The sequence below is a fragment of the Chlorobiota bacterium genome (assembly GCA_016710285.1).
Taxonomy (GTDB): Bacteria; Bacteroidota; Ignavibacteria; order OLB7; family OLB7; genus OLB7.
Map to the genome: position 1 here is coordinate 2865735 of JADJXR010000001.1, position 22139 is coordinate 2887873.

Annotated in this window: 12 protein-coding genes and 1 pseudogene; 2 read left to right on the plus strand and 11 right to left on the minus strand. The window is 59.3% G+C overall.

Going from position 1 to position 22139, the window contains the following annotated elements; genetic code table 11:
* Nucleotides 1–37: 37 nt before the first annotated feature.
* Nucleotides 38–2611 carry a DUF3160 domain-containing protein gene (locus IPM61_10490; protein ID MBK8911744.1) on the minus strand — a complete coding sequence of 858 codons (2574 nt, stop codon included), beginning with the start codon at nt 2609–2611 and terminating at the stop codon, nt 38–40.
* A gap of 155 nt (nt 2612–2766) precedes the next feature.
* Between IPM61_10490 and IPM61_10495 the strand changes: the two genes are divergently transcribed.
* Nucleotides 2767–3561 (plus strand): methyltransferase domain-containing protein, encoded by a 795-nt coding sequence (locus IPM61_10495; GenBank protein ID MBK8911745.1) that lies wholly within the window; start codon nt 2767–2769, stop codon nt 3559–3561.
* A gap of 264 nt (nt 3562–3825) precedes the next feature.
* On the opposite strand, the gene IPM61_10500 is transcribed toward IPM61_10495, so the two are convergent.
* From IPM61_10500 to IPM61_10515, 4 genes and pseudogenes are all read right to left on the minus strand, one after another.
* Complete coding sequence (locus tag IPM61_10500) at nt 3826–7767, minus strand: UvrD-helicase domain-containing protein (protein MBK8911746.1); 3942 nt, start codon at nt 7765–7767, stop codon at nt 3826–3828.
* A 137-nt stretch (nt 7768–7904) separates the two neighbouring features.
* Nucleotides 7905–10733, minus strand: coding sequence for a PD40 domain-containing protein (locus IPM61_10505; GenBank protein MBK8911747.1), 2829 nt, complete (start codon nt 10731–10733; stop codon nt 7905–7907).
* A gap of 70 nt (nt 10734–10803) precedes the next feature.
* Nucleotides 10804–10905, minus strand: a pseudogene (locus IPM61_10510) (SEC-C domain-containing protein).
* Nucleotides 10906–11696: 791 nt separating this feature from the next.
* The gene (locus IPM61_10515; protein ID MBK8911748.1) at nt 11697–12473 is read right to left on the minus strand and encodes a DUF433 domain-containing protein; all 777 of its coding nucleotides are present in this window, start codon (nt 12471–12473) and stop codon (nt 11697–11699) included.
* Nucleotides 12474–12616: 143 nt separating this feature from the next.
* Here IPM61_10515 and IPM61_10520 point away from each other — a divergent pair, with 143 nt between their 5' ends.
* Nucleotides 12617–13741: a BamA/TamA family outer membrane protein gene (locus tag IPM61_10520; GenBank protein MBK8911749.1), complete on the plus strand. Its 1125-nt coding sequence runs from the start codon at nt 12617–12619 to the stop codon at nt 13739–13741.
* Nucleotides 13742–13818: 77 nt separating this feature from the next.
* Here IPM61_10520 and IPM61_10525 read toward each other — a convergent pair whose 3' ends face one another.
* From IPM61_10525 to IPM61_10550, 6 genes are all read right to left on the minus strand, one after another.
* The gene (locus tag IPM61_10525) at nt 13819–14787 is read right to left on the minus strand and encodes a hypothetical protein (GenBank protein MBK8911750.1); all 969 of its coding nucleotides are present in this window, start codon (nt 14785–14787) and stop codon (nt 13819–13821) included.
* 102 nt (nt 14788–14889) lie between these two features.
* Complete coding sequence (locus tag IPM61_10530) at nt 14890–15798, minus strand: hypothetical protein (GenBank protein ID MBK8911751.1); 909 nt, start codon at nt 15796–15798, stop codon at nt 14890–14892.
* A gap of 73 nt (nt 15799–15871) precedes the next feature.
* Nucleotides 15872–17092 carry a hypothetical protein gene (locus IPM61_10535; GenBank protein MBK8911752.1) on the minus strand — a complete coding sequence of 407 codons (1221 nt, stop codon included), beginning with the start codon at nt 17090–17092 and terminating at the stop codon, nt 15872–15874.
* Nucleotides 17089–18567, minus strand: a complete 1479-nt coding sequence (locus tag IPM61_10540; GenBank protein ID MBK8911753.1) for a hypothetical protein — start codon at nt 18565–18567, stop codon at nt 17089–17091. Before IPM61_10540 ends, IPM61_10535 begins: the two co-directional genes overlap by 4 nt.
* Nucleotides 18568–18984: 417 nt before the next feature.
* Complete coding sequence (locus IPM61_10545; protein ID MBK8911754.1) at nt 18985–20652, minus strand: hypothetical protein; 1668 nt, start codon at nt 20650–20652, stop codon at nt 18985–18987.
* Between the two features lie 14 nt (nt 20653–20666).
* On the minus strand, nt 20667–22133 hold the full coding sequence (locus tag IPM61_10550; GenBank protein ID MBK8911755.1) for a 2-hydroxymuconic semialdehyde dehydrogenase: 1467 nt from the start codon (nt 22131–22133) through the stop codon (nt 20667–20669).
* Between the last annotated feature and the right edge of the window lie 6 nt (nt 22134–22139).

Here is a 22139-nt window from a genome sequence, read left to right on the forward strand (position 1 = left end):
TTCCGCTGCGGACCCACGGTGTTTTTTAGGTTGTTGGCTACGGAGCCAATCGCGTCATCTTGATGCTTCCCACATATCCCCCAACTTCAATCTGGCACAAGTAGGTTCCGGCTGGCGCGGCGGTTCCATCGTTGCGGGTTCCGTCCCATTGCAAGCGGTAGTTGCCGCTGGCCAGGGCTTGCTGCATCAGTTGCCGGACAGGGGACCCGTTGATGTCGAACACCCGCACCGTAGCGGTGGCACCAGATGCCGAAGGGGGCACGGTAAATCCAATGCTGGTGCTGGTGGTAAAGGGGTTCGGAATATTCGCCGAAAGCCGAAGCTCATTCTGGTCGCTTCCTGTTGTTGGGGGCGGATCGTTTACCCCCGTTAGTAGCGATGGAGCGTTACCCCGCGCCTCCCCCATTGTGTTGGCCAAGTACAGGTTGACCCACGATGGCCGTGCCGATCGCTTGTGTTCATCCTTCCACTCCTCATCGGTTAGCCGCTTGAATTCCGTGGTGATGTTCTCGTAGTAGCTCATCACCGGTCCGGTATAGGCAACGTTACGCCCGTCGGGAAGGGTGCAGGTGGCAACCATCATGTTGATCGGCCCGGTGCCGATGTGCAGCACCGACGTAGAATTTGGATCGGTATGAATATCCGCCACCACCATATCCTCCTTCCACGCCTTATTGCTCGAATTGCTCGATTGGTAAAAAAGGTCAAAGTACCAGCCATAGTAGAGGGTCACTTTGTCCTCCTCGCGGATCGGCGTGTCACAACCAGCACCCCCTTTGTATGATTGAATCATAGAGGTCAGGAACTTCTTCTCCTCGGTGGTAAGCGTATCGTTGGATAGCTCCTTCTGTGCAATCGTCGCAAGCTGGCGCGAGGTCTTCGCCAGCGAGCTGAAATAGCGTTCAACGCCTACCCGTTGTGATTGATTCGAGAAGGGCAAATGCTGCACCTTATCGAAGGCTTGTTCGGCAAACGTAGCAAGCCGTTGGTAGAACTCAGGGATCGGTTCAACAAAGGCTTCGGGGAAGGAGCAGCCACTCTGGGCGGTGTAGGACTGTTTGGCGTAGAGTAAGTTGTCGTGCCGCAGTTGCGCCCACGATGACAGTTGCGTGTTCATTTTTTGCTGCCACCAAGCCGCAGTTTGCATGAATTCAGGGAGCCTGGATCGGTCGGCCGGTGGGCTTAGTGCGCGGATAGCGTTCAGCCAGCTGTTGTAAAAGGATTCCCCCCACGATGTGCTGTCGTATGAATCAATCAAATAGCGGAGCGCAGCAAGTTGCGGAGCGTAGGGGAAGTTTCCCAGGAATTGCGCGGCACCATTGTTCCCAATCGCAAAAAGGACATCCAGACTGGATGGGAGGAGCCGATCGGGGACCTTATCATAAACCACGTTGGCAGTGATATAGGAGTCAATGATAAATCGCTGGCCGAACAGCAGGAAAGCGGATGCTGGTTTTGCTCCCCCGGGGACACTCGGGTCTCCTGCTATCACCTGCGAAAGTATCCGTTGATATGCCCAAGCATTGGTGAGCAAGGTGTCTTGGAACTGCCGAACCTTGTTGGTGTCCAGCAATTGGTCGGCACGTGTCACCCCCACCTGTGCCAACGTTGCCCGCAGTTGCGGCAAGGTGACGTTGTCGGATTTCCCAACCATCAATTGGATGGTGCTATCAATCCTGTAGTACTGCTGCATCAAATCCCCCTGCTTCATCCCTTCCGATAACAGCGTGGCAATAATCAGCTCCCGTTGTAGCTGTGCAAGTGTGGCTGTCACTCCTGCAGTTTCCGGCAATGCCAAGTATATCTCGGTTCTTCCCAGCCACATCATCGCTTTGAAGTAGTTGCCTAACTTCTCATTGAGGGTGTAATGCCCCCGCACGGTGAACTGGCTGAAGTCTATCGTTCGTGGGGTACTCCCGAACAACGGTATCGAAGTCAGATTTTCTTTCCGTACCTCCTCCATCATCAGTTCCACTCTCTGGGTGTTCTCTGGGAACACTGGTTCGGTAGTCTGGCTTGATTCAAACAGCAATCGTGTGGGAACGGTGAGGTACAGATCAAGGTCATGGAGGATGGATGTCATGCGGGGTTCGGCAGCGTAACGGGCGGCCATTGCCGGAAGCTGTGCGCGAAGCCCTGTCAGGATTGCTTCCAACGCAGGGATCAGCGCGTTCTCCTCCAGCTCCACCAAGATCGCATCGTAGGACATATGCAGCGGGTGAAGCAACGCATCGGTGGTGATGAATACCGGAAGGTCGTGGTTGTAGATGTCAACGTACGCATCCGCAAACGATGGCCACGTTACCCGCTCGGTCACCATGAAACTATGCTCCCGCAGCAGCGAGCGTTCGTGCGAAGTCAGCCGATACCGGCGGTCAATGCTGTCGGCATAGAGTGCGCTGCCAAAATCAACGTGTGTGCGGGTTCGGAACCCGGGCAAAGGGTACAGCGTGCGTAATTCATCGGCGGTAAGATTCCCATGTTGGTTAAGGAACCTCTGGTAATCGTCAAGGCTGAATTCTTGCGCGGCAAGGTTGTGGTTGGACAACGCCATTCCCAGCACCAAGAACAGCCACCCCAGAAAACGACGAAGCAGTGGACAAGTAGCCATAGCATTACGAAGATGGAATGTGGAACGAAGAGCACGCGGTTATGCCGCGCTGCCGTGGCGGTGGCCGGAATGGAAGGGGAATGGTGCGAACGTGGGGACGAAAGTAGCAACATCATTTCATCGAAGCAATACCTGCCGCGCCGTATTTTCGCGCCATGAACAACATCAGCACCGGAACTTTCCCTCCCGATCAAATCCCTGTTATTAAAGATTGGAATTGGTGGAGCGATTTTTTGCAGCGTGAGTATTACGGCAATCCCGATGAAGGCCCTGCTTGGGAGAACGTGGCTCGCAGCCTGGCCCGCCAGTTGGATATCGGGCCGGGGACCGACGTGCTGGACCTTGGCTCCGGCTGCGGCGAAGTGGTGATGCGGCTTGCAATGATGGGCGCGCGTGCGGTGGGGGTGGAACGCTCCGAACCGTTGGTGATCCATTGCGCCCGCACCGCTGCCGAGCGTGGCGTTGTGGCGCAGTTTGTTGCCGCCGATATGTTCACCTTCCAGCCGCAAACAATGTTCGACGTGGTTCTTTCGCTGAACACCAGTTTTGGCTACGGCAATCACCAGCAGAACGGCGAACTTCTTCGCAACATCAGCCGCTGGCTGAAGCCCGGGGGGAAACTCTACTTGGATACGTTCACCGCCGACAATGCCGAATCGTTTGGAACATGGAGCGATGCCCTTGCCGGAGGAACATTCGTGGTGGAGAACAGCTGGGAACCGGAACGGAGCGTCATGATTAGCCACCCAGCCTGGATTGCCCCCGATCAAGAAACCGTCTATTATGCCAACGGGCCTGAAGTGGTGCGCCTGTATCTGCGCCAGGAGCTTGAACAGATGATGGCCGATGCCGGATTGCGCCCGCGCCGCCTGCAACGCGCCATGGGCCGCCGCTTCCGCCAGGACGACACCGATATGCACACCACATGGATTGCCGAACGGCAGGGATAACCAAAAAACAGTGACGAAAACAGGGAACAAGCAGGGGGAAAAAAAGTAGGGCCGATCTCGAAAGATCAGCCCTTGGGCGAGCGCGCCGTCACCCCATCGGCGCGTGTCGTGTGCAACAATACTTCGAGTTCGGGGAAGATGCAAGCATTATTTTCCTGGGAACACATTTTTTTTTAGCTGGACCGCCAAACGCCCCAATTCCAACGATTCATGGAGCCAATAATCCTCCAAAAACAAGGGGGAATGGCTTGCCCAAACACGCCGCTATCCGTTTGCTTGGTTCCCCCGCCCCAACAAGCAAGCCTTCTCAATCCAGTACGGGCAATGGGGGCAGTGCGGGGCTTGTAAGGGGAGCCGGCTGCGCGAGGTGTAGCTAAGGTCGTGGATGTCGCGGAATGCGCTCCGAAGCTCGTCCTCGGCGCGGTGCATATCGAACCGGCTGAAGGTGAACTCCTGCGGCGCGTCGGGATGCTCGGTGAACAGGATCACGCAGCGGAACGTCCGCTGCTCGGGGCGCAGTAGCGAGACCAAGTAGGCGTACAACCGAAGCTGCGGCAGATACTCATCGGCGGTGCTTTTCAGCGCGTTGGCGGCCACCTTGCGGGTCTTGTAATGGAGCACAGCGATCGCCTGATCGGTCTCCACAATCAAGCGGTCCATCACCCCCAACACAAAATCATTCTCGAACGGAATCCGAAGCTCATGCTCCACATAGCTGGTGCTTCCGGCGGGCGCAATCGCTTGCTGGGCTTGCGGGCTGTTCAAGATTCGCCGGAAGGTCCCAATCAGCCGCTGGCGCATTCGCTCGGCTTGGTCGGTGGGGAGCGGCTCGGTTAGCAACACGTCGTCGGTAACGCGCTCCACCGCGTCGCGCGTGTCGGCTTCGGCCTGGGGCGCGGCTGCGGAAGGTTCCGTTTCCACCATCGCCGCTATCGAGTCAATCTGTTGGCCGTAGATGGCTTGCAGGAACTCATCGCCGGCGGCGTGGGCGTTGCTTGGTTCTTCTTCGGATGCGTCGCTCATTTCGGCAAGCATCTCATCAACCCGAAGCGCGGCGCGGCGGAACAGCCGTGCAAACGTGGTCCCGTCCTCGCTGTCGCGGGTGTTCGGGTCGAACTCTGGGTCGTACGCTGCGGTTAAATCCTCCGGAATCCCAAGCCGGTATTTGAGGTAATACTTCGTGGGGCATTGGGAATAGACCAAGAACTGCGTGGCGGAATAGATGTCCCCCTCGGCCCGCGCCGGAAGTTCGCCGATGTTCACCAACTCGCTGCGGAATATCTGCGCCGGTCCCGCCTCCGTTTCGTGGCGCGGTTGCTCCGGCAGCTGATACCAGACCTTCACCTGCTGGTTCCAATCCTTCTCCGTTTTTGTTCTGCCATCTTCGCTAAGAAACCAGAGCTTCGAGGGGACCTCAACCGTTCCGTTCTCGGCGGGAAAATCGCCCAACGGAGCCAGGCCCCAATCGAGCATCGTCGTCCCGTGCTTCGTCGTCCCGCGCTTCGTTGTTTTAACATTGCCGGAAAGGATCAGAAGGTCCCGGGCGCGGGTGGTGGCAACGTAGAACAGCCGTGCTTCCTCGGCACGTTCGCGTTCGGTGGCACGCAGCTTCATCAGCGAGGCAATGGCCGGTTTCTGGTCGTCGTGGTTGAACTTCCAATTCCAGCCGAACCCGAGGTCGCGGTCGAACAAGGTTGTGTTGGCGCGGCGCGGCGGCGAGTGAAGCGATGGAAGGAAGACCACCGGAAACTCCAAGCCCTTCGATGCGTGCATCGTCATCAGCAGCACGGCATCGCGCCCGGTGTTGATGGGGGCCTCGGACTCCACCTCATCGCCCTGAATTTGCTCGCGGATCTGCTCAACGAAGTCGTACAAGTTGGTGAACCCGCGCGACTCGAACGTGCGGGCATTCTCCATCAGCTTATCAATGTTCGCCATTGCTTGCTCGCCCCGCTCGGTCCCGATCACCGCGCCGCGCCAGCCCGTGCGCTCCAGCACCCTTCGCATCAGCAGCGAAAGGGGGATACGCCCCGCCATTGCGCGGTCCTCTTCAATGGCTTGGATTGCGCGGCGGACCGCTTCGTGCGCCCCTTCCTGCTTGGCCCGCTGCGCCGCACGCTCCCATAACGAACGCCCGGAACGGCTTGTGCCAATCCGGTACAGCTCCGCGTCCGACACGCCGAAGTACGGGGATCGAAGCAGGCCCAACAACGCCACATCGTCGTTGACGTTCAGCAGGACCGATAGATAGTTGACGATGTCGTAAATCTCCTGCGAGCTGTAGAACCGCGAGCTGCCGAAGTTGAGGAAGGGAATGCCGTAGGCACGGAACGCATCCTCTAATTCCTGGAAACTGTTTCGCTTGCGGCAAAGGATTGCGATGTCGCCAAATCGTGCCGGGCGTGGTTGCTCCGGTTCCCCCGCTGCGGGCGATTCCCACACCACTTGTTCCTCCCCCGTGGCAACCAACTGAAGAATCCGGCGCGCAATCAGTTCCGCCTCGCTAACGGTTGGCTCCGTTGCTTCCGCTTCGTTGGGGTCGCCAATCGTTTGTTCCGCAATCTTTTGCTCCGCTTCGTGCTGGCCGCTGTTTTCCCCTTCGTCGTCGTTGTTGCTGTCGTTGTTGTCCCGTGCCAGTATCACCTCCACCCCTCCGGCTCCGGTGGAGCGGCGTGCGCAAACAAGCGGCTCGTAAGGAACGCCAAAATTGAACAACCCCTCGGGGGTCATCACCGGGCTGCAAGCAAGGTTGACGTAGGCGCAGTTGGAGGGAAGCAGGCGGAAGGAGGCATCAAGCCGGATGATCCCAAGCGATTCTTCTTGGGAAGTCTCGGGGATTTCTTTTTTGCGATACTCCAACGGCTGCCCCACGCGTTGTTCCTCCCTGTTCCGTTCCGTGATGTCGTGGTCGGCGTGGTCGAACACCTCAACCTCGGCATTGCGGAAGCCATAGATGGATTGCTTCTTATCGCCAACAATGCAGATTCTTCCCAGCGATTGCAACCGGCTAAGCAAGCGGTGAACAATGGCGTATTGCAGCGCGTTCGTGTCCTGGAATTCATCCACCATGATTGCTTTGAATCGGCTTAGGAGCGCCCTGCTGGGATCCGGCTGTTGCAACGCAAACAGCAACCGCAGCTGAAGGTCCTCGAAGTCCAAAGCGTTCTGGTGGGATTTCCGTTGCTCGTAAAGGTGGATTGCTGCAAAGAAGATGTCCAAGATCACCCGTGTGTCGTCAAGCAGCTCCTGGTGAAGCGCGGGATCGGGGACGATTTCCAGCAATGGTTTTGCGCGTTCGGCTGCGCGTTGGATCGGCTCGGCAAGTGGGTTCAGCATCGCCACCTCCTCGCGCGGTAGCCGGAAGATCCCGGTTCTTCGCGGTGTCCCATCTTTGGTCAAGGGCAAAATCTTCAGCGCGTTGAATTGCTGAAGAATTTCGTGTGGGGTTTGCGCATCGCGCAGTGCCTGAAGAAGGTGTTGCGCCTCGCCAGGGTTCCGCATGAAACTGATAAGGTCCTGGAATTTGCTGAGCACTTCTGGGGTGCGCAACGTGCTCTCCACGGCTTGCCTGATGGTGGTGTCCCACAGCTCCAACGTCTCCGGTTTCCCCAACGCCAGCACGCCGTTGGTTAGGCTGAAGGTGATCGGCTCGCGGTTGTTGACCATCATCTCAACGATCTCTTCCAGCAACTCACGACTGATCCGGCGTGCGGTTCGGTACGATTCGGTGATCTGCTGGGGGTCCTCGCTTGGGCCGGAGAGCGCGGTTTCGATTGCTTCCTCCACCACTTCTTTCTCGATCACGCGGCGTTCGTAGCCGCTAATCACCCGGAAACTTGGCGGCGTGTCGGTCTCGATCGGGTACTCCCGCAGCAGTTGCGAGCAGAAGCCGTGGATGGTGGAAACCATTGCGGAGGTGAAGCCTTCGCGGGCCTTTTTCAGCTTCTCCCAGTTGGCTTTGTGGGATTCATCCCCCAGCCGTTTTTCAAGCTCCTCGGCAATGCGGGTTCGCAGCTCGCTGGCGGCTTTTTCGGTGAAGGTGATGGCCGCCATTTCGGCAGGGCGTATCCCCAGGTACTCCACGATGTCGCAGTACCGGCTAACCAGCACGCGGGTTTTTCCCGAGCCAGCATTTGCCGTGATAGAAAGATGGCGCAGCGCGTCGTGGGCCTTCTGTTGGTCAAGCGTAAAGGTGATCTCAGCCATGGGGCAAAAGTAGGAAGAATGAGCAATTGAAAATGGATCAATGGCGGGGCAATTTCTGGCCAAGTAAGCGGGGCCTTACATGCAATTCCGAATGCAATTCCAGATGCCACAGCAGCGGAACCTGCGCCAGCAACCGATCACAACCCAACCACTAACCGGAAATACAAATCCCGCCGTGGTTTCTCAATCATCTCGAAGGCAATGCCGAACGTGGCAATGTAGTTCTCAATCAGCGGCAACCGGAGTTCCGCGCCGTAGCTTCCCAGAAGTGGAACGTCCTTCAGCTCCGTTTGCTGGCTGAACCAGGCGGCCCCGCCTTCAACAAACAGCAGGGTGGATAGCCCCGTTGATTCCCCCCCAAACGGTTGCAGCAAGCCAACGCTGCCAACGGCCACGCGGTCCCCGTAAACGTAGCGTTCCACCCCACGCACGCGGTGGTTTGGGTGAAGAGAAAAAAGATTGAAGCCTTGTTGGAACTGGTCGTATTTATCCAAGCCAACAAACTCCTGCGGCAACTGCGTTCCCCAGTGTGCTTCCCCTTCCATCCGGAACAGCAGTGAAGCATCGCTCCAATCGCCAAACGGAACCTTCCACGCCGTCAGGCTCGATACGCGGTTGTATTGAACGCTGCTCCCAATGGCTGGCTCGGACCGGAGGAAGTTGGCGGTGAAGAAAAATTCCGGTGAGGTTAGCGTGTACTCCGCCCCGGCCTCCACCAATTCGGCAGCGGCGGGTGCAAGCTCACCCGGCGCAAATTCTCCGCTGTTCCACGGTTCCAATTTTCGGTATCCACCGTTGATTTTCAGCTGGTGAACGGTGGTGAGTGAGTTCGGCGGGCGGAGTGTCCATTGCAGTGCGGCACTGCCGGCGGTTGTCCGTTGGTAGGCGGGTGTTTCCCCAACAATCCGTGCAAAGCCAAGCTGATACGCCCCTTCAACCATGATCGTGAACGGCAGCGCGTTGTTGATGTATCCCACCGCCCCGCCAAACTCATTCGATGCGGTTCCATAATCGGCAAACGCTTGGATTGTGTGGATTCCCATTGGGTCGTTCAGCAACGCAAGCAATCCCCAGCGCGAACCTTTCTGGCCATCGTGGCTCCGGTCGGTTCCGTACAAAGGGGAGTAGGCCAGCGGCGTGATGTGCGCCAGCGCGCTGTAGTTTCCTTCGTCAAAAATTCGTGCAATCGGGATGCTGTCGGCTGGCGGGGTTTGGCGCGGAAGCCGTGCAAACAGCCAGCCGGAATATTTCACCTTGATTTGGGCCGCTGGCGTTGGGGTCATCTGGCGCGAAGCCGGGATCAGGTGGGGAAGGATGCGGTCGCGGGTGTCGAAGCTGATGGCCAGCACGGAGTCGCTGCCGGGGACCCATTGCACGGAGTAGATTCCGCCGGCAATATCCGTCAGGTAGCGGCGGTCGCTTCCGTCGGGCTTCATTGTTAGAAGGTTCGGCACGCCGCCGGAGTGGGTGGTGATGGCGATTCGGGAACCATCCGGGGACCACACCGGATAGCGGTCGCGAGCGGAATCGCTGGGAAGCACCGCAAGCCCGCTTCCGTCGCGGTTGATAACCGCAATCACCCGCCGCCCCGAAGAATCGAACAGGCTGAAGGCAATCCGTTTTCCGTCGGGGGACCAGCTGGGCGTGTAGGCTTGCGCATCGCCAAGCAATGCCCCAAGCTGTTGGACCGTCCCGCTTGTTGGGTCCACCGTCACCAACTGGTCCCGCCCGGCCCGTTTCTGCACGGCAACAATGGTGCTGCCGTCGGGGGACCATGCGGGGTCGAACAACGAAGCGTTGGTGGTTAGCCGGCGCAGGCCCCGGCTTGAACGATCAAGCAGATACAGATCATGGAGCAATGCATCATGCCGCCCGTACCGTTGTTTGGAAAGCACCAACTGCTGGCCATCGGGGCTCCAAGAAAACTCTGGGTCGAATCCTGGTTCATCGCTTAGGATCACTGGCCGCCCGCCAGTATCGCTCAAGGCTATCGCGTTGTTCGGGAGTACGTACAGCCGTTGCGTGCTGGCTCCGGAAGCGGCCATCATCGCCACCTCCTTTCCATCGGGCGAGATGCGAACCCCGGTGACGAAGTCGAACCGCTTCGTCAGCGGCGGGCTGATCTCATCGGCTTCCTCGCGCACGCCATATTGGGCACTGTACATCACCGTCAGGGTGCGTCGCCAGTCGGCGTAGATTTCCCCCATGCTCTCCCCGGTCGCCTGTTTGACGGCAAGCTCAAAGTCGTAAAGGCCAAGCCCGCCGCCGCGCCCGGCGTTCACAATCTTTGCAAGGGTGCTGTCGCCAAACCGCCACGTCATGTAGCGAACGATGGAGTGCCCGGTCTCGTACAGCATCACTCCGTCAAGCCTTCCCAGGCCGTCGTATCCCAGCCGTGCGTTCACCGCCGCCACGCGAAGCACTTGGTCAACGTCTGTGGTCCATCCGTCCGGCTCCATAAACCGTGCGGTCCCTTCGTTGAACCACCTGGGGACGCTGGCCGAAGGAAAGATTGCACCGGTCCACTCCTTTGTGGCGTGGGCAATCACGATGTGGGTGAACTCGTGAGTAATCACCGCCCGGAACCACTTTGCCCGCCCCGACGAACGGATTCCCCCAAGCACCAAGTCATCCAGAATGCCGCGAAGCCAGATGTACATGTGGTCGTCGTCGAAGGCGAAGGCGTTCTGCACGTCGTCAAGGTCCGAAAGGTAGAGCTTGACGCGGTGGCTCAGCTGCGTGTTCAGATTCCCCGTCACCACGGGATAGACGGCTTCGGCAACGTTGGCGGCTTCGCGGGCAATGCTGTCCAATCCATCATGGTAGATCACCACAAAATGATCGGTGCTGAACTGGTGCCACGAAACATCGGGGCGGTTTGCGCCAAGAAACGGAATTCGAAGAAGTTGCGCCGAAAGCGGAGCAATGCCAACAACCAACAGCAACAACGTTAGGCGAAGAAGCATGGAAGGATTGAGGTTGTGTGATTGTTCCGGCTGATGCGGTGTGCCGCGTTCCCGCGCCCTGTTTGGGCCATTAGCTCATCCCGTGGCATTTCTTGTATTTCTTCCCGCTGCCGCAGGGGCAAAGGTCGTTCCGGCCAATTTTTGCTTCGGCGCGGATTACCGTGCGCGGCCCTTTTGCCCTCATGCTGGGGGCTGGCTTCTCCGGCTCGGCAGCCGATAGATCTGCGGGTTGCGGGTTGTTCTCCTCGTCAATCCGGTCGCGCAGATATTGGTAATGGCTCAGGATATTTTCGCGGTGATTGTTCACCGCGCTCCAGCGGTCATGAAGCTCCAGTGCTTGCGGAAGCGTGCCGATCAGTTCGGAGGTGTACTCCGGGGGCATTCGTTCAAAAAACTGGCGGATGGTTTCGGGGAAATCGGGGTGTTGCAATGGCATCAAGGATGCCAGCCACAGCTCCAGCCGTTGATTGCTAAACAGCGGGTCGGCCAGCCGTTGGCGAAGCATCGCCATGATAATGGCCGCAACGTCGGGGCGGTTCTCGGCGTGCGCGCCAAGCACCTCGACCAATCGTTGGTAGTAGGAAGGGGGCGGCTCTTCGCGGTCGGTTCCGCGCTCGTTCGCCAGCATTTCATCGTGGATCACGGGGAAGGCCGCAAGCCCGATATGCTTCAGCCCCGTTGCCGTGGCCTCAACCATCCAATCCCAATCCTCGATGTAGGCGCGGCGCAGCGCGGACGTTAGCAATTTTGGGGCAACGGTGTCGCCGGTAAGGCCAATGGTAAAGGCTGCGGCAATCGGCAGCAGTGCTTCCTGGGGTGGCATCTCGGGGTCATCGGGCCAGGGGGATTGGATAAGCCGTTGAACCACCTGCAACAGGTCTGGGTTCGGGGTGATGTTGGCGATTGCGTCGGGGGCAAGCGGACCGCTTCCGTCGCGCAGATGTTCAAGCCATTCTTGTTGGGTCATTTCCAGTTTCCAAGCAATTGTTGAAGTGGTGCAATCAATCCCGCCTGAAGGTCGTTCGGCACCGGGACGCGCACAATCAAGTTCGGCCACAGGATAATTGGTGGCTCCGTAATCAGGCGGGCCGATAGCCTGACCAGGTGCAAGTCGTCGTACAGAAACGGGCGGCGGCCGCAATGAAGCGCGCGGCAGTTGATCCGTACGCCGTGGCCGCAATCAATCTGGCGGCAGATCCGCCCGATATACTGTCCCTCCTCATCGGTTAAAAACAGGTCCGCCCCGCGGTGCACGGTTTCGGCAGCTTCGTGAAGCCGCCGCGCCCGCGAAGCCAGCGGCGCAAGCTCCATCCCGCTTGCCACGGTGATCAGCAGATCAATGTCCCCCGGGTCCGGTTTTGCCGTTGCCAGGGACCCGATCAGCGCAATCCGCATCACCCCCTCCAGCGGGCTTCCTCCGTCGGCAGCAATCACCCCGCGAACAAACCGGAGTGCCTCGGCAATCAGCCGCAGGCGTGTTCCGGTTGGTGGGATGTAGGCCGATTCCTCAGTTGGCGGCGCGGCCGATAGCAACGCTATCTCGGTGGCATACGCGGCGCAGGCGTGCAGGTCCTCCTCGACCAGTTGGGGGTAGCGGCGTAGCAGTTCTTCGGTGCTTTCCCCCGTGGCAAACCTTCCCAGCACCTCGATCACGGCGATGGAGGTCCCACGAATCAGCGCACTGCCGGGATCGCCTGGCGTGCTAACCGTAATTCTGCGAAGAAGCTCGTGATGTGTCATGCGGAGCAGAAGGGAGGTACAGAGAAGGCTACCAACAAGACCAAACGGAGAAATTGGCAATAACCAATAAGCAATCGGGCCGAAGATAGTAAACCGCTGGCAGCTATCTTTCCGTATGTGAGAAACTTACACGATTTTTACCCATGCAATACTTCACACACGCCTTCCTTCCCTGCCTCTTTCTTCTACTTCCGCTCCTTTCCACGCAGGCCCAAGACTCCACAGCCGCCGCCGATAGCACCTCCGCCGGCACTGCCGACAGTGCGACCCGCGACCGCAGCGGCTTGGCCATTCTTCCTTTTATCGCCTACACGCCGGAGACCCGTTGGGCCGGCGGGGGGGCCGTGATCTACTATTCCCGCGCCGAGGATGCGCCGTTGGACTCACGCGCTGATGAAATCAGCGGCGGCGGAATCTACACCCAAAACAAGCAGCTTTCCATCATCTGCTACCCGGAAATTTATTGGGATCAGGGAAGATGGAGTTTGAAGGGGAGCTTGGGTTATCTGCAATATCCCACCTACTTCTACGGGGTGGGGAATGCTACGCGGAAGGAGGATGAGGAACTCTACGAACCGCGGACGCTTCGCTGTTCGGCGGCAATCACCCGATACTGGGACCACTTGATGCTTGCGGTCCGCTACGAGGCCCGCCACGACAAATTCCTTGCGGTGGATTCTGGCGGGTTTTTAGAGCAAGGCTTGTTCACCGGAAGCGGCGGCGGTCTGGTGAGCGGTGCCGGAGTGATTGCCGGAATTGACGACCGCGACTACACCTTCAGCACCATGCGCGGAACCTACGTGCGGCTGACGGCAATGGGGTACGATGGCACGTTGGGAAGCGATTTCGGATTCGGAAAATACACGCTGGATGCACGCCGCTATTGGCCATTGTTCGATGGCCACGTGGTGGCTGCCCAGGCGTATGGTGAGTTCACCAGCGGCAACGCACCGTTCTACATGCTCTCCCAGCTTGGGGGCGAAAATCGGATGAGGGGCTTCTACGAAGGCCGCTACCGGAACAACCACATGCTGGCCGCGCAGGCGGAGTATCGCTTGCCAGTCTGGTGGCGGTTTGGCGTGGTGGGGTTTGCCGGGGTTGGTGCGGTTGCCCCAACGTTGGCAACCTTCAGCCTGCGGGACGTTCGTGCTTCGGCAGGGACCGGCATCCGTTTTTCGCTGGACCCAAAGGAGCGGATCAACATCCGGCTTGATTTCGGAATCGGGGAAAAACTAGAGTTCTACTTTGGGATTGATGAGGCATTGTAGCCTATCGCCAGTATCAAAAAAATAGGGGCGGAACCTTTCGCGGTTCCGCCCCTGACGTTTGCACGTACGCAGCGTTGTTATTGCCCGTTGTAGAGGATTTTTGGTGAGGTCGTTGATGGCGAGTCTTTCTCCTCTTTCTCCGGCTTGATCTTACCACCGCTTTCACAGCTATAACTGTCTTCGCTACTAATTACAGCCCATTTCTCTGCTGCGGCATCCCAGATCAGCGTGATTACATCATCGGGGAGGAGATCAAGTAGATCAGAGAAAATTCCGGCCAAGATGTTAGCATCGGAGAGTTTGAAGCCATCGGACAGATCTCCTTGCCAGGACCCATCGTCGCAATCGCCCTTGACTTGCAGCACCAATATCTGCCCATCTTGCACCCCATCGCTTAGGCTTACTTCCGTGGCATTCCAATCGGTAGTTGAGCGGGCGCGGATGTAGGAGCGGTTGCCGACGGTGATTGTTGAGCCATCGCTTACCGAGACCTCCGATGAGGGGCGCACTGCCAACCCGCCATCAACATCCATCCGAACGTTGGGGCCGGTGGTTCCAACGCCAACGTCGCCATCGTTATCCACCCGCATCCGCTCGATGTTGTTGGTGCGGACCACCAACGCCACGTCATCCTTTGTTCCAAGGAAGTTGGTGGAAGGGTTGGTGTTCGGGTTGCCAGTAGTGGACCACCCAAAGTTCACCAGGTTGCTGGTGTTCAAAATCGTTTCCCATACTGGGGTGCCCGGCGTTCCATCGTTGTACTCAAAATTGCCAGTGGTGGTGTTGAACACCAACAACCCCGTTGCAGGGTTCGGGATCTGATCGCGCTGGGCCGAGGTCATTCGCGGAATCAGCAGCCCGCCAGTTGTTGAAACGATGTCAAGGGCTGCCGATTGATCCGGTGCGGTTGTCCCCACCCCCATGTGCCCGTTGGGGTCAACAACTGGCGATGATTGCTGGGCAATGGCGATGTTTGCCACGCAGAGCGTCCCCAGTAAGAACGTTGCTACCCGTGGGAGTAAGGAAAGTCGTTTCTGTTCAGTCATTTGGTAAGCCTCGTAGGTTGTTGTTTGAGGAGTTCAATAGCAGGAAATCGCCGCGAAGATAGTGCTGCATCCTGAATACTCAAAATGGAAGGAGGGATTGTTTTATCGAACGCTGATAGCTCCCTGCGGTGCCCGCGCAACGATTGGCGGGGCAACGGGAAGGGGAAGCGAATCGGGAATGCCAATGGCGCGGGGGAGCGCGTCAAGCGATGGAAGCAGCGCGCCGGGCAAGCGAAGCTCGATATTTCCCGCTTGAGTCAGCAGCCGGCAGGTGTCCGTTGTTTGGCGCAGCGCGGCCGCAATGTTCCCCCGCCGCAGCTGGATATTCACCATGCCGAAATGCTCCTCAATCTGGACCTCACCTTCTCCAAATCCACGTAGGTTTCCATCATTCATGGCGGCGTGCAGTGCCGATCCGGCCAGCGCAAAGCTGCCGTTGCCGGTCAGCCGCTCAAGGGTGATGGTTCCTGAGGTATCCGTTCCGGCAACGGTCCCGCGCAGGTCCCGCACGGCGGTGGCGCAGCGTTCCGTGGCGAACCGCACTTCCCCAACCACTCCATCCACCGTAAGCCTTCCGGCTTTTCCTTTGGCCTCCAACGTTGTGCTGTCGGGAAGCGTAATCAGGATGGTGATGCTTCCGGCGGTAAGCGGCGACCCCACTGGATAGGCCGCCACGTGAACATTCCCGCTGGGGTCCTGCGTGGCATCGGCCCGCACCCGCCCGAATCCCACCGCATCCCCTTCCACAAACAGGTCCACACCAATGCTGGCGGTTACGCCACGCAGGACCCGAATCTCCGCTTGCTCAAACTGAATATTCACCACGCTGCCGGCTGCGGCGCGGAAGCTGAAATGGCGGGAATCGGAAGGGAGGTCCGCAACCGGCACTGGCTCCGTCCCGGCCCCGAACAGAAGGCGCGAGATGGTGCGGTCGCTGGTGGCGGTTTCGTAGATCACCACCCCTGCGGCAAGCAAGGCGATCGCGCCGATAACAATCAACAGATACCGCATTCGGTTGCTGGAAGTATGCTGAAAAAATTCAGGCTGGCTTGATTGCCCGGCCCAGGAAAAAGCCCTGCACGCGTCAGCGGCGGCCACGCGAAAAATCTAACACCCTCACCGCTGCCCCCGGGTGCGCCCCTGCGCGCAGCGTCACCACTCCGTTGGTGGTGCATTCAAGAAATGGCCCCTCCATCCGAAGCCCCTTGCGGATTGCGGGCGCGGCGGCTCCGTTTACCAATAACTCCGTGCTTCCGTCGCGTTGCTGTTGCAGCGTAAGTTGCTCACTGTGGATGGTCGTGTAGCTGTTCGGGCTTGGCCTTCGCTGGCGTAATCGCTCGATAAAATCGGCAAACTCCATCTCCTTCCCGCTTGCGGTCTCCACCACGTAGCCCTTGCCGGAACGATACCGGGACCCCGCTGGCAGCTGGCTCCAAGTTCCCGATGAATCAAACGGCCACACCCCCACCATTCCCCCTTCCATCCGGCAGATAATCCAGCCGCTGGGGTCGCGGCGAATCAAGGTGTCAAGGGAGTTCGGGAAGAAAAGGTCAACGTGGGGATAGGTTGCTTCGGGCGGGATGTGATAGTGCGCAATCAGCGTCCCACGGTGCTGCCAAACCTGCTCGAATGGCGACCCGCCAATCCATTTGTCGGGGCTGCGGTAGCCCGCTTTGGTGGTCCCGATATTCTCCAACATCAGGTCCGGCTCCTCCGGGAAAAACGTTCCAAGCTCCTGGGCCGAGGCGTACGGGTTCAGCCCAACGATGGTGTTGTTTGGGCGGTTGGCGGCAAACGTCACGTCCCACGTGTGTTGCTGGATTGGGGATTGAATCCCCCCTTGCATCGAGCCAATGGCGTAGTCGCGGTTGATGAACGTCTGCTTGGCCACGGGGGTGAAGGCTTCGGTGCTGAACCGCATCTTCCCACGCGAGCGGTGCACCTCACGATGCACGAACGGAAGGTCCCGCCGGTCCAATATCTCCCGAATAATTTCCGGCGGACGGAACGGGCTGATTGCTGCAAACGCCAAGTCAGCAAACGGAATCGGCACGGTGTCGCGAAGGTAGAAATTGATGTAGCCGTTCATCTCGGCAGCCCGTGGGTTCAGCGTGGAGCTTTCGCCATCGCGGGAGTGCGCGCCGCAGTAGCTGCCGCCCAGATACTCCGTTGCGGCATCGGCCAGCAGGAACTCCAGCATCATCCCGCAGCGGCGGCGGAGCGATTGGTCGCCCGCAAAATCTTGCAGCAGAAGGAGCGGAGCCATGTAGTAGTAGTGATACCGTGGCGAGTCCCATTCGGTCATCCCTTTGGTGGCGGTTTCATCAATCCAGTGGCGCAGATACTCCGTTGCCTCGGCACGAATCTGGCGCGAGCTTTTCCCATTGAACCATTGGCTTCCGGGAAGATCGGGCCATTCTGGCTGAAGAGGAGAAGCGAGGAATAGTACATCAGGAAATGGTTCTCCGTGTCGCCACGGTAGGGGGTGTAGCGTCCCCACGTTTGGCGGAAACGGTCCCGCCATTGCTGGCTTAGAAGGTGGCGGCAGTAGAAGTAGAAACCGGTGGCGGGATACATCCAAAAAATATCCCCTTTGGGTTGGCGCAGCAGTGTGTCAAGCTGCCGCCATGCCAGCGCGGTGTCGGTTCCGGTCATCAGTTTTGCGGCAACGAACTGGAAGTTCAGCGCGTTGTTCCGTGCAATCTGGTGCAGCGCGGAATCGGCAACCGCCGAACGCCGAATGTTGATGGATTGAGAAAGCCTTTTTGAGGATGGCGCGGCGGAAGTTCTAACATCCAACTTCTTTCCACGGCCCGCTTGCTTGCCCCGGGAAACCTCACCTGCTGGCGCAAGATTTCTGGGCTTTGCCACAAGGCTCCAGACCTGCGCGTTCCCCAACCCGGATTGCTGCCAAGCGGTGTCGCCAAGTTCTTTCCTCCATAGCCCCCGCCCGAAGGTTCCGGCAAGAAGAGTTCCGGTTTGCGGGATTGCCAGCAGCGCGTGGACCCGGCGTGTGGGAAGGTTGGCGGTGATGTCGGCCCAATGCGGCGCGGCGGAGTCGGCGCGGTACTGCTGCACCCCGTTGAACCCAACGTAGTAATTCGCCGGGGGGGTGATGGACCCGGGGGTGCTGGGCTGGTAGAAGTAATCGCCGGGGCTGGCGGCGGCGGATCCGTAATTCGGTTCGGTCCACGATTCGCCCTGGTCGCCGGAGCGGTAGCGGATGGAGTTTCCGGTGGAGGCTTCTTCGGCAATCAGGGTGCTTCCCTCCCAAGCCAGCCGGTAGATGTACCGTTTCTGCAATTTCCCTTTCGGGTTATGCCATGTTTCGCCGCCGTCGCTGGACCGCCACAACCCCCATGCTGTTGCGGCGAAGACCCATTGCGGATGTTCTTGGGAGACCTTCAGGTCCATCACCTCGGTCATTTGCCAGCTGGTGGTGATGCGCCAGGTTTTCCCGTAGTCGGTGGATTTATGCACCCCGTTCCCCGCAGCGATAAACAGAATCTGCCCCCCCGAACGGTCCACCGCATCCATCGAGTAGGCTTTCAGATTGCGCGGGCCAAGGTGGTCCCAGGTCTGCCCAGCATCAACGCTGCGGAACAACCCGCTCCCAAGCGTGCTGCTTCCAACAATCGAGTCCTGGTTGCCCAGCACAACGGCGTACAGCGTCCATTGCGGCTGCAACTGTGACTGCGATTGCGGCATTGCAACGGCTGGGGCAAGAAGAAAAGCAACGCACAGAAGGAAGATTCGGAACGCCGAAAGCTGATGGTTCATAACGATGGTAAAGAATGGCATTGCCCGAATTCCATGAACTCCAACGTGTGGCCCACATTCAGCGGCAGCGGGATTTTCACCCCGCCATTTTCAACAGCAATCTGCTGGCCATCAAGCATGGCGGCACCCTTCCCGCGGATGGTGATTGCGATGGTCCCCGCGCCCACGCGAAGGGTGTGTTGAATGCCGGAAATTTTTGGGGAGATCACCAGCCAATCCCCCTCGATGCTTGCCCCCAACAGGTGGCGCACCATCAGGATAATGAACTGCGCCCAGCCCCAAACGATAATCCCCACCGGCGGAAATGGCGGCGTTTGGCGCGGGCCATAATACTCAAACCAAGCCCCGCCCGCCCCGGCTTTTTCCAGCAGCCACCGCAGCGAACGTTCGGCGCGTTCGGTTGCTCCGGCTTCAATTTCAGCCGAGGCAATGAAGGCGGTTGCAAAGGCCCATGGCCCGGGGGAGTCGGGGTCGGAAGCAACGGTGCTTCGGCCATATCCCCCGCATCCATTCTGGTCCCACAGCTGCTCCAAACTCTGCAACGTCTCCATCGCAAGGCTGCTGTTTGGGGGGATCAGCCCGTAGATAATCGGCAGGGCCTCCACTGCGTCGGGGGTGCAAGGGGGTGCGGCAATCGGGCCGGTGGAGGTTCCTGGCGTGGGAAGGTAGGGGGGCGTAATCGGGGTGATTCCATGTTGGGTCCGGGCGCATGGTTTCAGCGGGCGTGCCGTCGGCCAAGCGGCGGTGGATAATCCGCCCTTCGTGAACCAGCCGATACTGCGGGTGGCCAAGCATCGCTTCGCGGATTCGGTTGCCGGCGGCGTGCCACCGCTGGGCATCGTCGTGATGGCCAAGGTGCTGGGCAAGCTCGGCAATGTGGACCAGCCCAACGGCGCAAAAAACCTGGTGGCTGATGTCAAACCCCGGCTGAACGCCCATCCACGGAAGCCGTTCCCAAAGGTCGCGGCGACCTTGCAGCAAGCCGCTTTCGTGCTGATATTCCGGGCGGAGCGGATAGTCCGCAATGGCGCGGATGCGATGCCACCACAGCCGGAGCAGATCGGTGTCGCCGGTCCATCGCCAGTAGTGCCAGATAGCGTCCAGCACCGCGCCGTTTCCGTTCAGTTCGGAAAGCTCACCGCCGCGAAATCGGCTTGACTCGGCGATCATCCCTTCGCTGTTGGATAGCCGCCCGAAGATGTTCCGCAGAAGCTGCCGCGCCAACGCAAACCGCCCGCTGGTGGCGGCGGCGGTGGCAACCATTGCGGCATCCATCCCCCACTCGTATCCATACTGCCAGATTGATGCGTCGAACTTCCCGGTGCGGCTTACCGCGGCGCGCAGCCCGTTGCGGGCAATGAAATACTGGCGTTTCAGTTGCGCGGCAAGGCTGCTTCCGGAAAGATCATCCGCCGCGGGCGATTCCTCAACAATCTCGCGATCCCCCTCCCCGAATCCTTCCCGCTCGGCCATTCCAACCGCTTCCAATGAGTAGATGAAGGTTGCGCAAATGCCGGAAGCATCGGGCTTGCAGGGAACGGTGATGAACCGCTCGAACGCGCTTCCCGACGGCACCGCAAACAGGTGGAGCACGGCGTATCCTTCGGCATGAAGCAGGTTGCCGGGAAGAATGCCGAACTCATCGAACAGCAAAGGGTTGGCGTACAATGCCGCCTCGATCTGCACTGCCGCCGCCAAGCCTTCGGCGGGGGCAATGGAGACTTCCCTGACCAGGTTGGAGGAAGGGTTTTGGACGTAGAACCGCTCGGTCACGCTCAGCGCGCCGGCTTGCCACGTGGCAACAACTTCGGGCCGGCGGCGCAGCTGCCATTCCACGCGGACGGTTTGGTGGGTTGGGCGGTGGCGCACTCCATCAACCACAACGGTCAGCATGGTGCGTTGCAACCCAAGCTCGGGGTGGAACAGCCATGTCCCTTCTTTGCGGGTCATCCGTTCGGCATCCCACAACAGCAGCCCAATCGGCGAAAGGGAGGGGTCGCGGCTCCATTGCACCGCGGCGGTGATGCGCCCGTCGCCAAGCAGGAAGTACTCGGTGTTCGGGGCGTTGGTGGCGTGGTCTGGCATGGGGGCGTTGGGGATCACAGTTTCACGCAGACGTTTTTCATTTCGCTGTAGAAATTCACCGAATGGATTCCCCCTTCGCGCCCAATCCCGCTAAGTTTTACGCCGCCGAACGGGGTGCGCAAATCGCGAAGGAACCAGGTGTTCACCCAAATCATCCCCGCCTCCAATTGCTTCCCCAGCCAATGGGCGCGCGTTAGATGTTGGGTCCAAACGGCGGCGCACAGCCCGTACTGGCTGTCGTTGGCCATTGCCACGGCTTCCTCGTCGCTGTCGAACGGTTGGACGTGGCAGACCGGTCCAAAAATTTCCTCGCGGATGCAGCGCGCGCTTTCGGGCAGCCCGGTCCAGATGGTGGGCTGGACCCACGCTCCGCCAGCGTAGGCTTCCCCAACGTCGGGAACGCCGCCGCCGGTGATGACCGTTGCCCCTTCTTCCCGTGCCAGTTGGTAGTAACTGAGGACCTTCTCCCGGTGGACGTTCGAGATCAACGGGCCGATGGTTGTGGCGGGGTCCATGGGGTCGCCATACTTCAGGTTTTCGGCTTCGCGCTGCAGGGCCTCAACAAATCGTTCGTAGATGGGGCGTTCCACATAGACGCGTTCGGAGCAAAGGCAGACCTGGCCACAGTTGGCGAAGGTGGACCGTGCGGTCCCTTTCACCGCCGCCTCGAAGTCGGCATCGGCAAAGATGATGGCGGGATTTTTGCCGCCAAGCTCGAACGATAGATGCTTCACATTTGCCGCCGCCGCCCGCATGATAGATTGCCCCGTGCGGCTTTCCCCGGTGAAGGTGATGGCGGAGATGTCAGGGTGGAGCGTGATGGCCTCACCCGCCGAACCGGGGCCAAACCCGTGAACCACGTTGTACACGCCCGGGGGGATTCCAACTTCGTTCATCACGTGGCCAAGCAGTGTGGCGGTGGCGGGGGTTTCCTCGCTTGGTTTCACCACAACGGTGTTGCCGCAGGCAAGCGCGGGGGCAACCTTCCAGGTCATCAGCAGCAGTGGAAGGTTCCAGGGGCAGATCACGCCAACAACGCCAACGGGGGAGCGAAGCGCGTAGTTCAGCGCGCCGCGTCCGTCGTCGGTGTCGGTTTGGAACGATTCGGTGGGAAGGTTCCGCACAAGGTTGGCGAAGATTCGGAAGTTCGCCGCGCCGCGGGGGATATCAACGTTGCAGGCCCAGCCAACGGGCTTCCCGGTGTCGTTGATTTCTGCGGCAAGGAACTCATCGAACCGTTCCATGATCCGGTCGGCCACGCGTGCCAGAAGGTCGCAGCGTTCCCCAACGCCCATCTTCCCCCAAGCTCCATGGAGTGCTTGTTTGGCGGCTTGCACGGCGCGGTCAACATCGCTGGCATCGGCTTGGGCCACGGTGGCAACCAATCGCCCATCAACGGGGCTGATGTCGTTGAAGGTCTGGCCCGACGAAGCGTTGGTGTAGTGGCCATTGATAAATAGCGGCAGGTGGTTTGGCTGCATTGGCGG

Coding starts and splice junctions, on each gene's coding strand:
- IPM61_10505 (MBK8911747.1), bottom strand. CDS start 10,733: ATGCTTCTTCGCCTAACGTTGTTGCTGTTGGTTGTTGGCATTGCTCCG.
- IPM61_10530 (MBK8911751.1), bottom strand. CDS start 15,798: ATGCGGTATCTGTTGATTGTTATCGGCGCGATCGCCTTGCTTGCCGCA.
- IPM61_10540 (MBK8911753.1), bottom strand. CDS start 18,567: ATGAACCATCAGCTTTCGGCGTTCCGAATCTTCCTTCTGTGCGTTGCT.
- IPM61_10495 (MBK8911745.1), top strand. CDS start 2,767: ATGAACAACATCAGCACCGGAACTTTCCCTCCCGATCAAATCCCTGTT.
- IPM61_10545 (MBK8911754.1), bottom strand. CDS start 20,652: ATGCCAGACCACGCCACCAACGCCCCGAACACCGAGTACTTCCTGCTT.
- IPM61_10520 (MBK8911749.1), top strand. CDS start 12,617: ATGCAATACTTCACACACGCCTTCCTTCCCTGCCTCTTTCTTCTACTT.
- IPM61_10515 (MBK8911748.1), bottom strand. CDS start 12,473: ATGACACATCACGAGCTTCTTCGCAGAATTACGGTTAGCACGCCAGGC.
- IPM61_10525 (MBK8911750.1), bottom strand. CDS start 14,787: ATGACTGAACAGAAACGACTTTCCTTACTCCCACGGGTAGCAACGTTC.
- IPM61_10490 (MBK8911744.1), bottom strand. CDS start 2,611: ATGGCTACTTGTCCACTGCTTCGTCGTTTTCTGGGGTGGCTGTTCTTG.
- IPM61_10535 (MBK8911752.1), bottom strand. CDS start 17,092: ATGACCGAATGGGACTCGCCACGGTATCACTACTACTACATGGCTCCG.
- IPM61_10500 (MBK8911746.1), bottom strand. CDS start 7,767: ATGGCTGAGATCACCTTTACGCTTGACCAACAGAAGGCCCACGACGCG.
- IPM61_10550 (MBK8911755.1), bottom strand. CDS start 22,133: ATGCAGCCAAACCACCTGCCGCTATTTATCAATGGCCACTACACCAAC.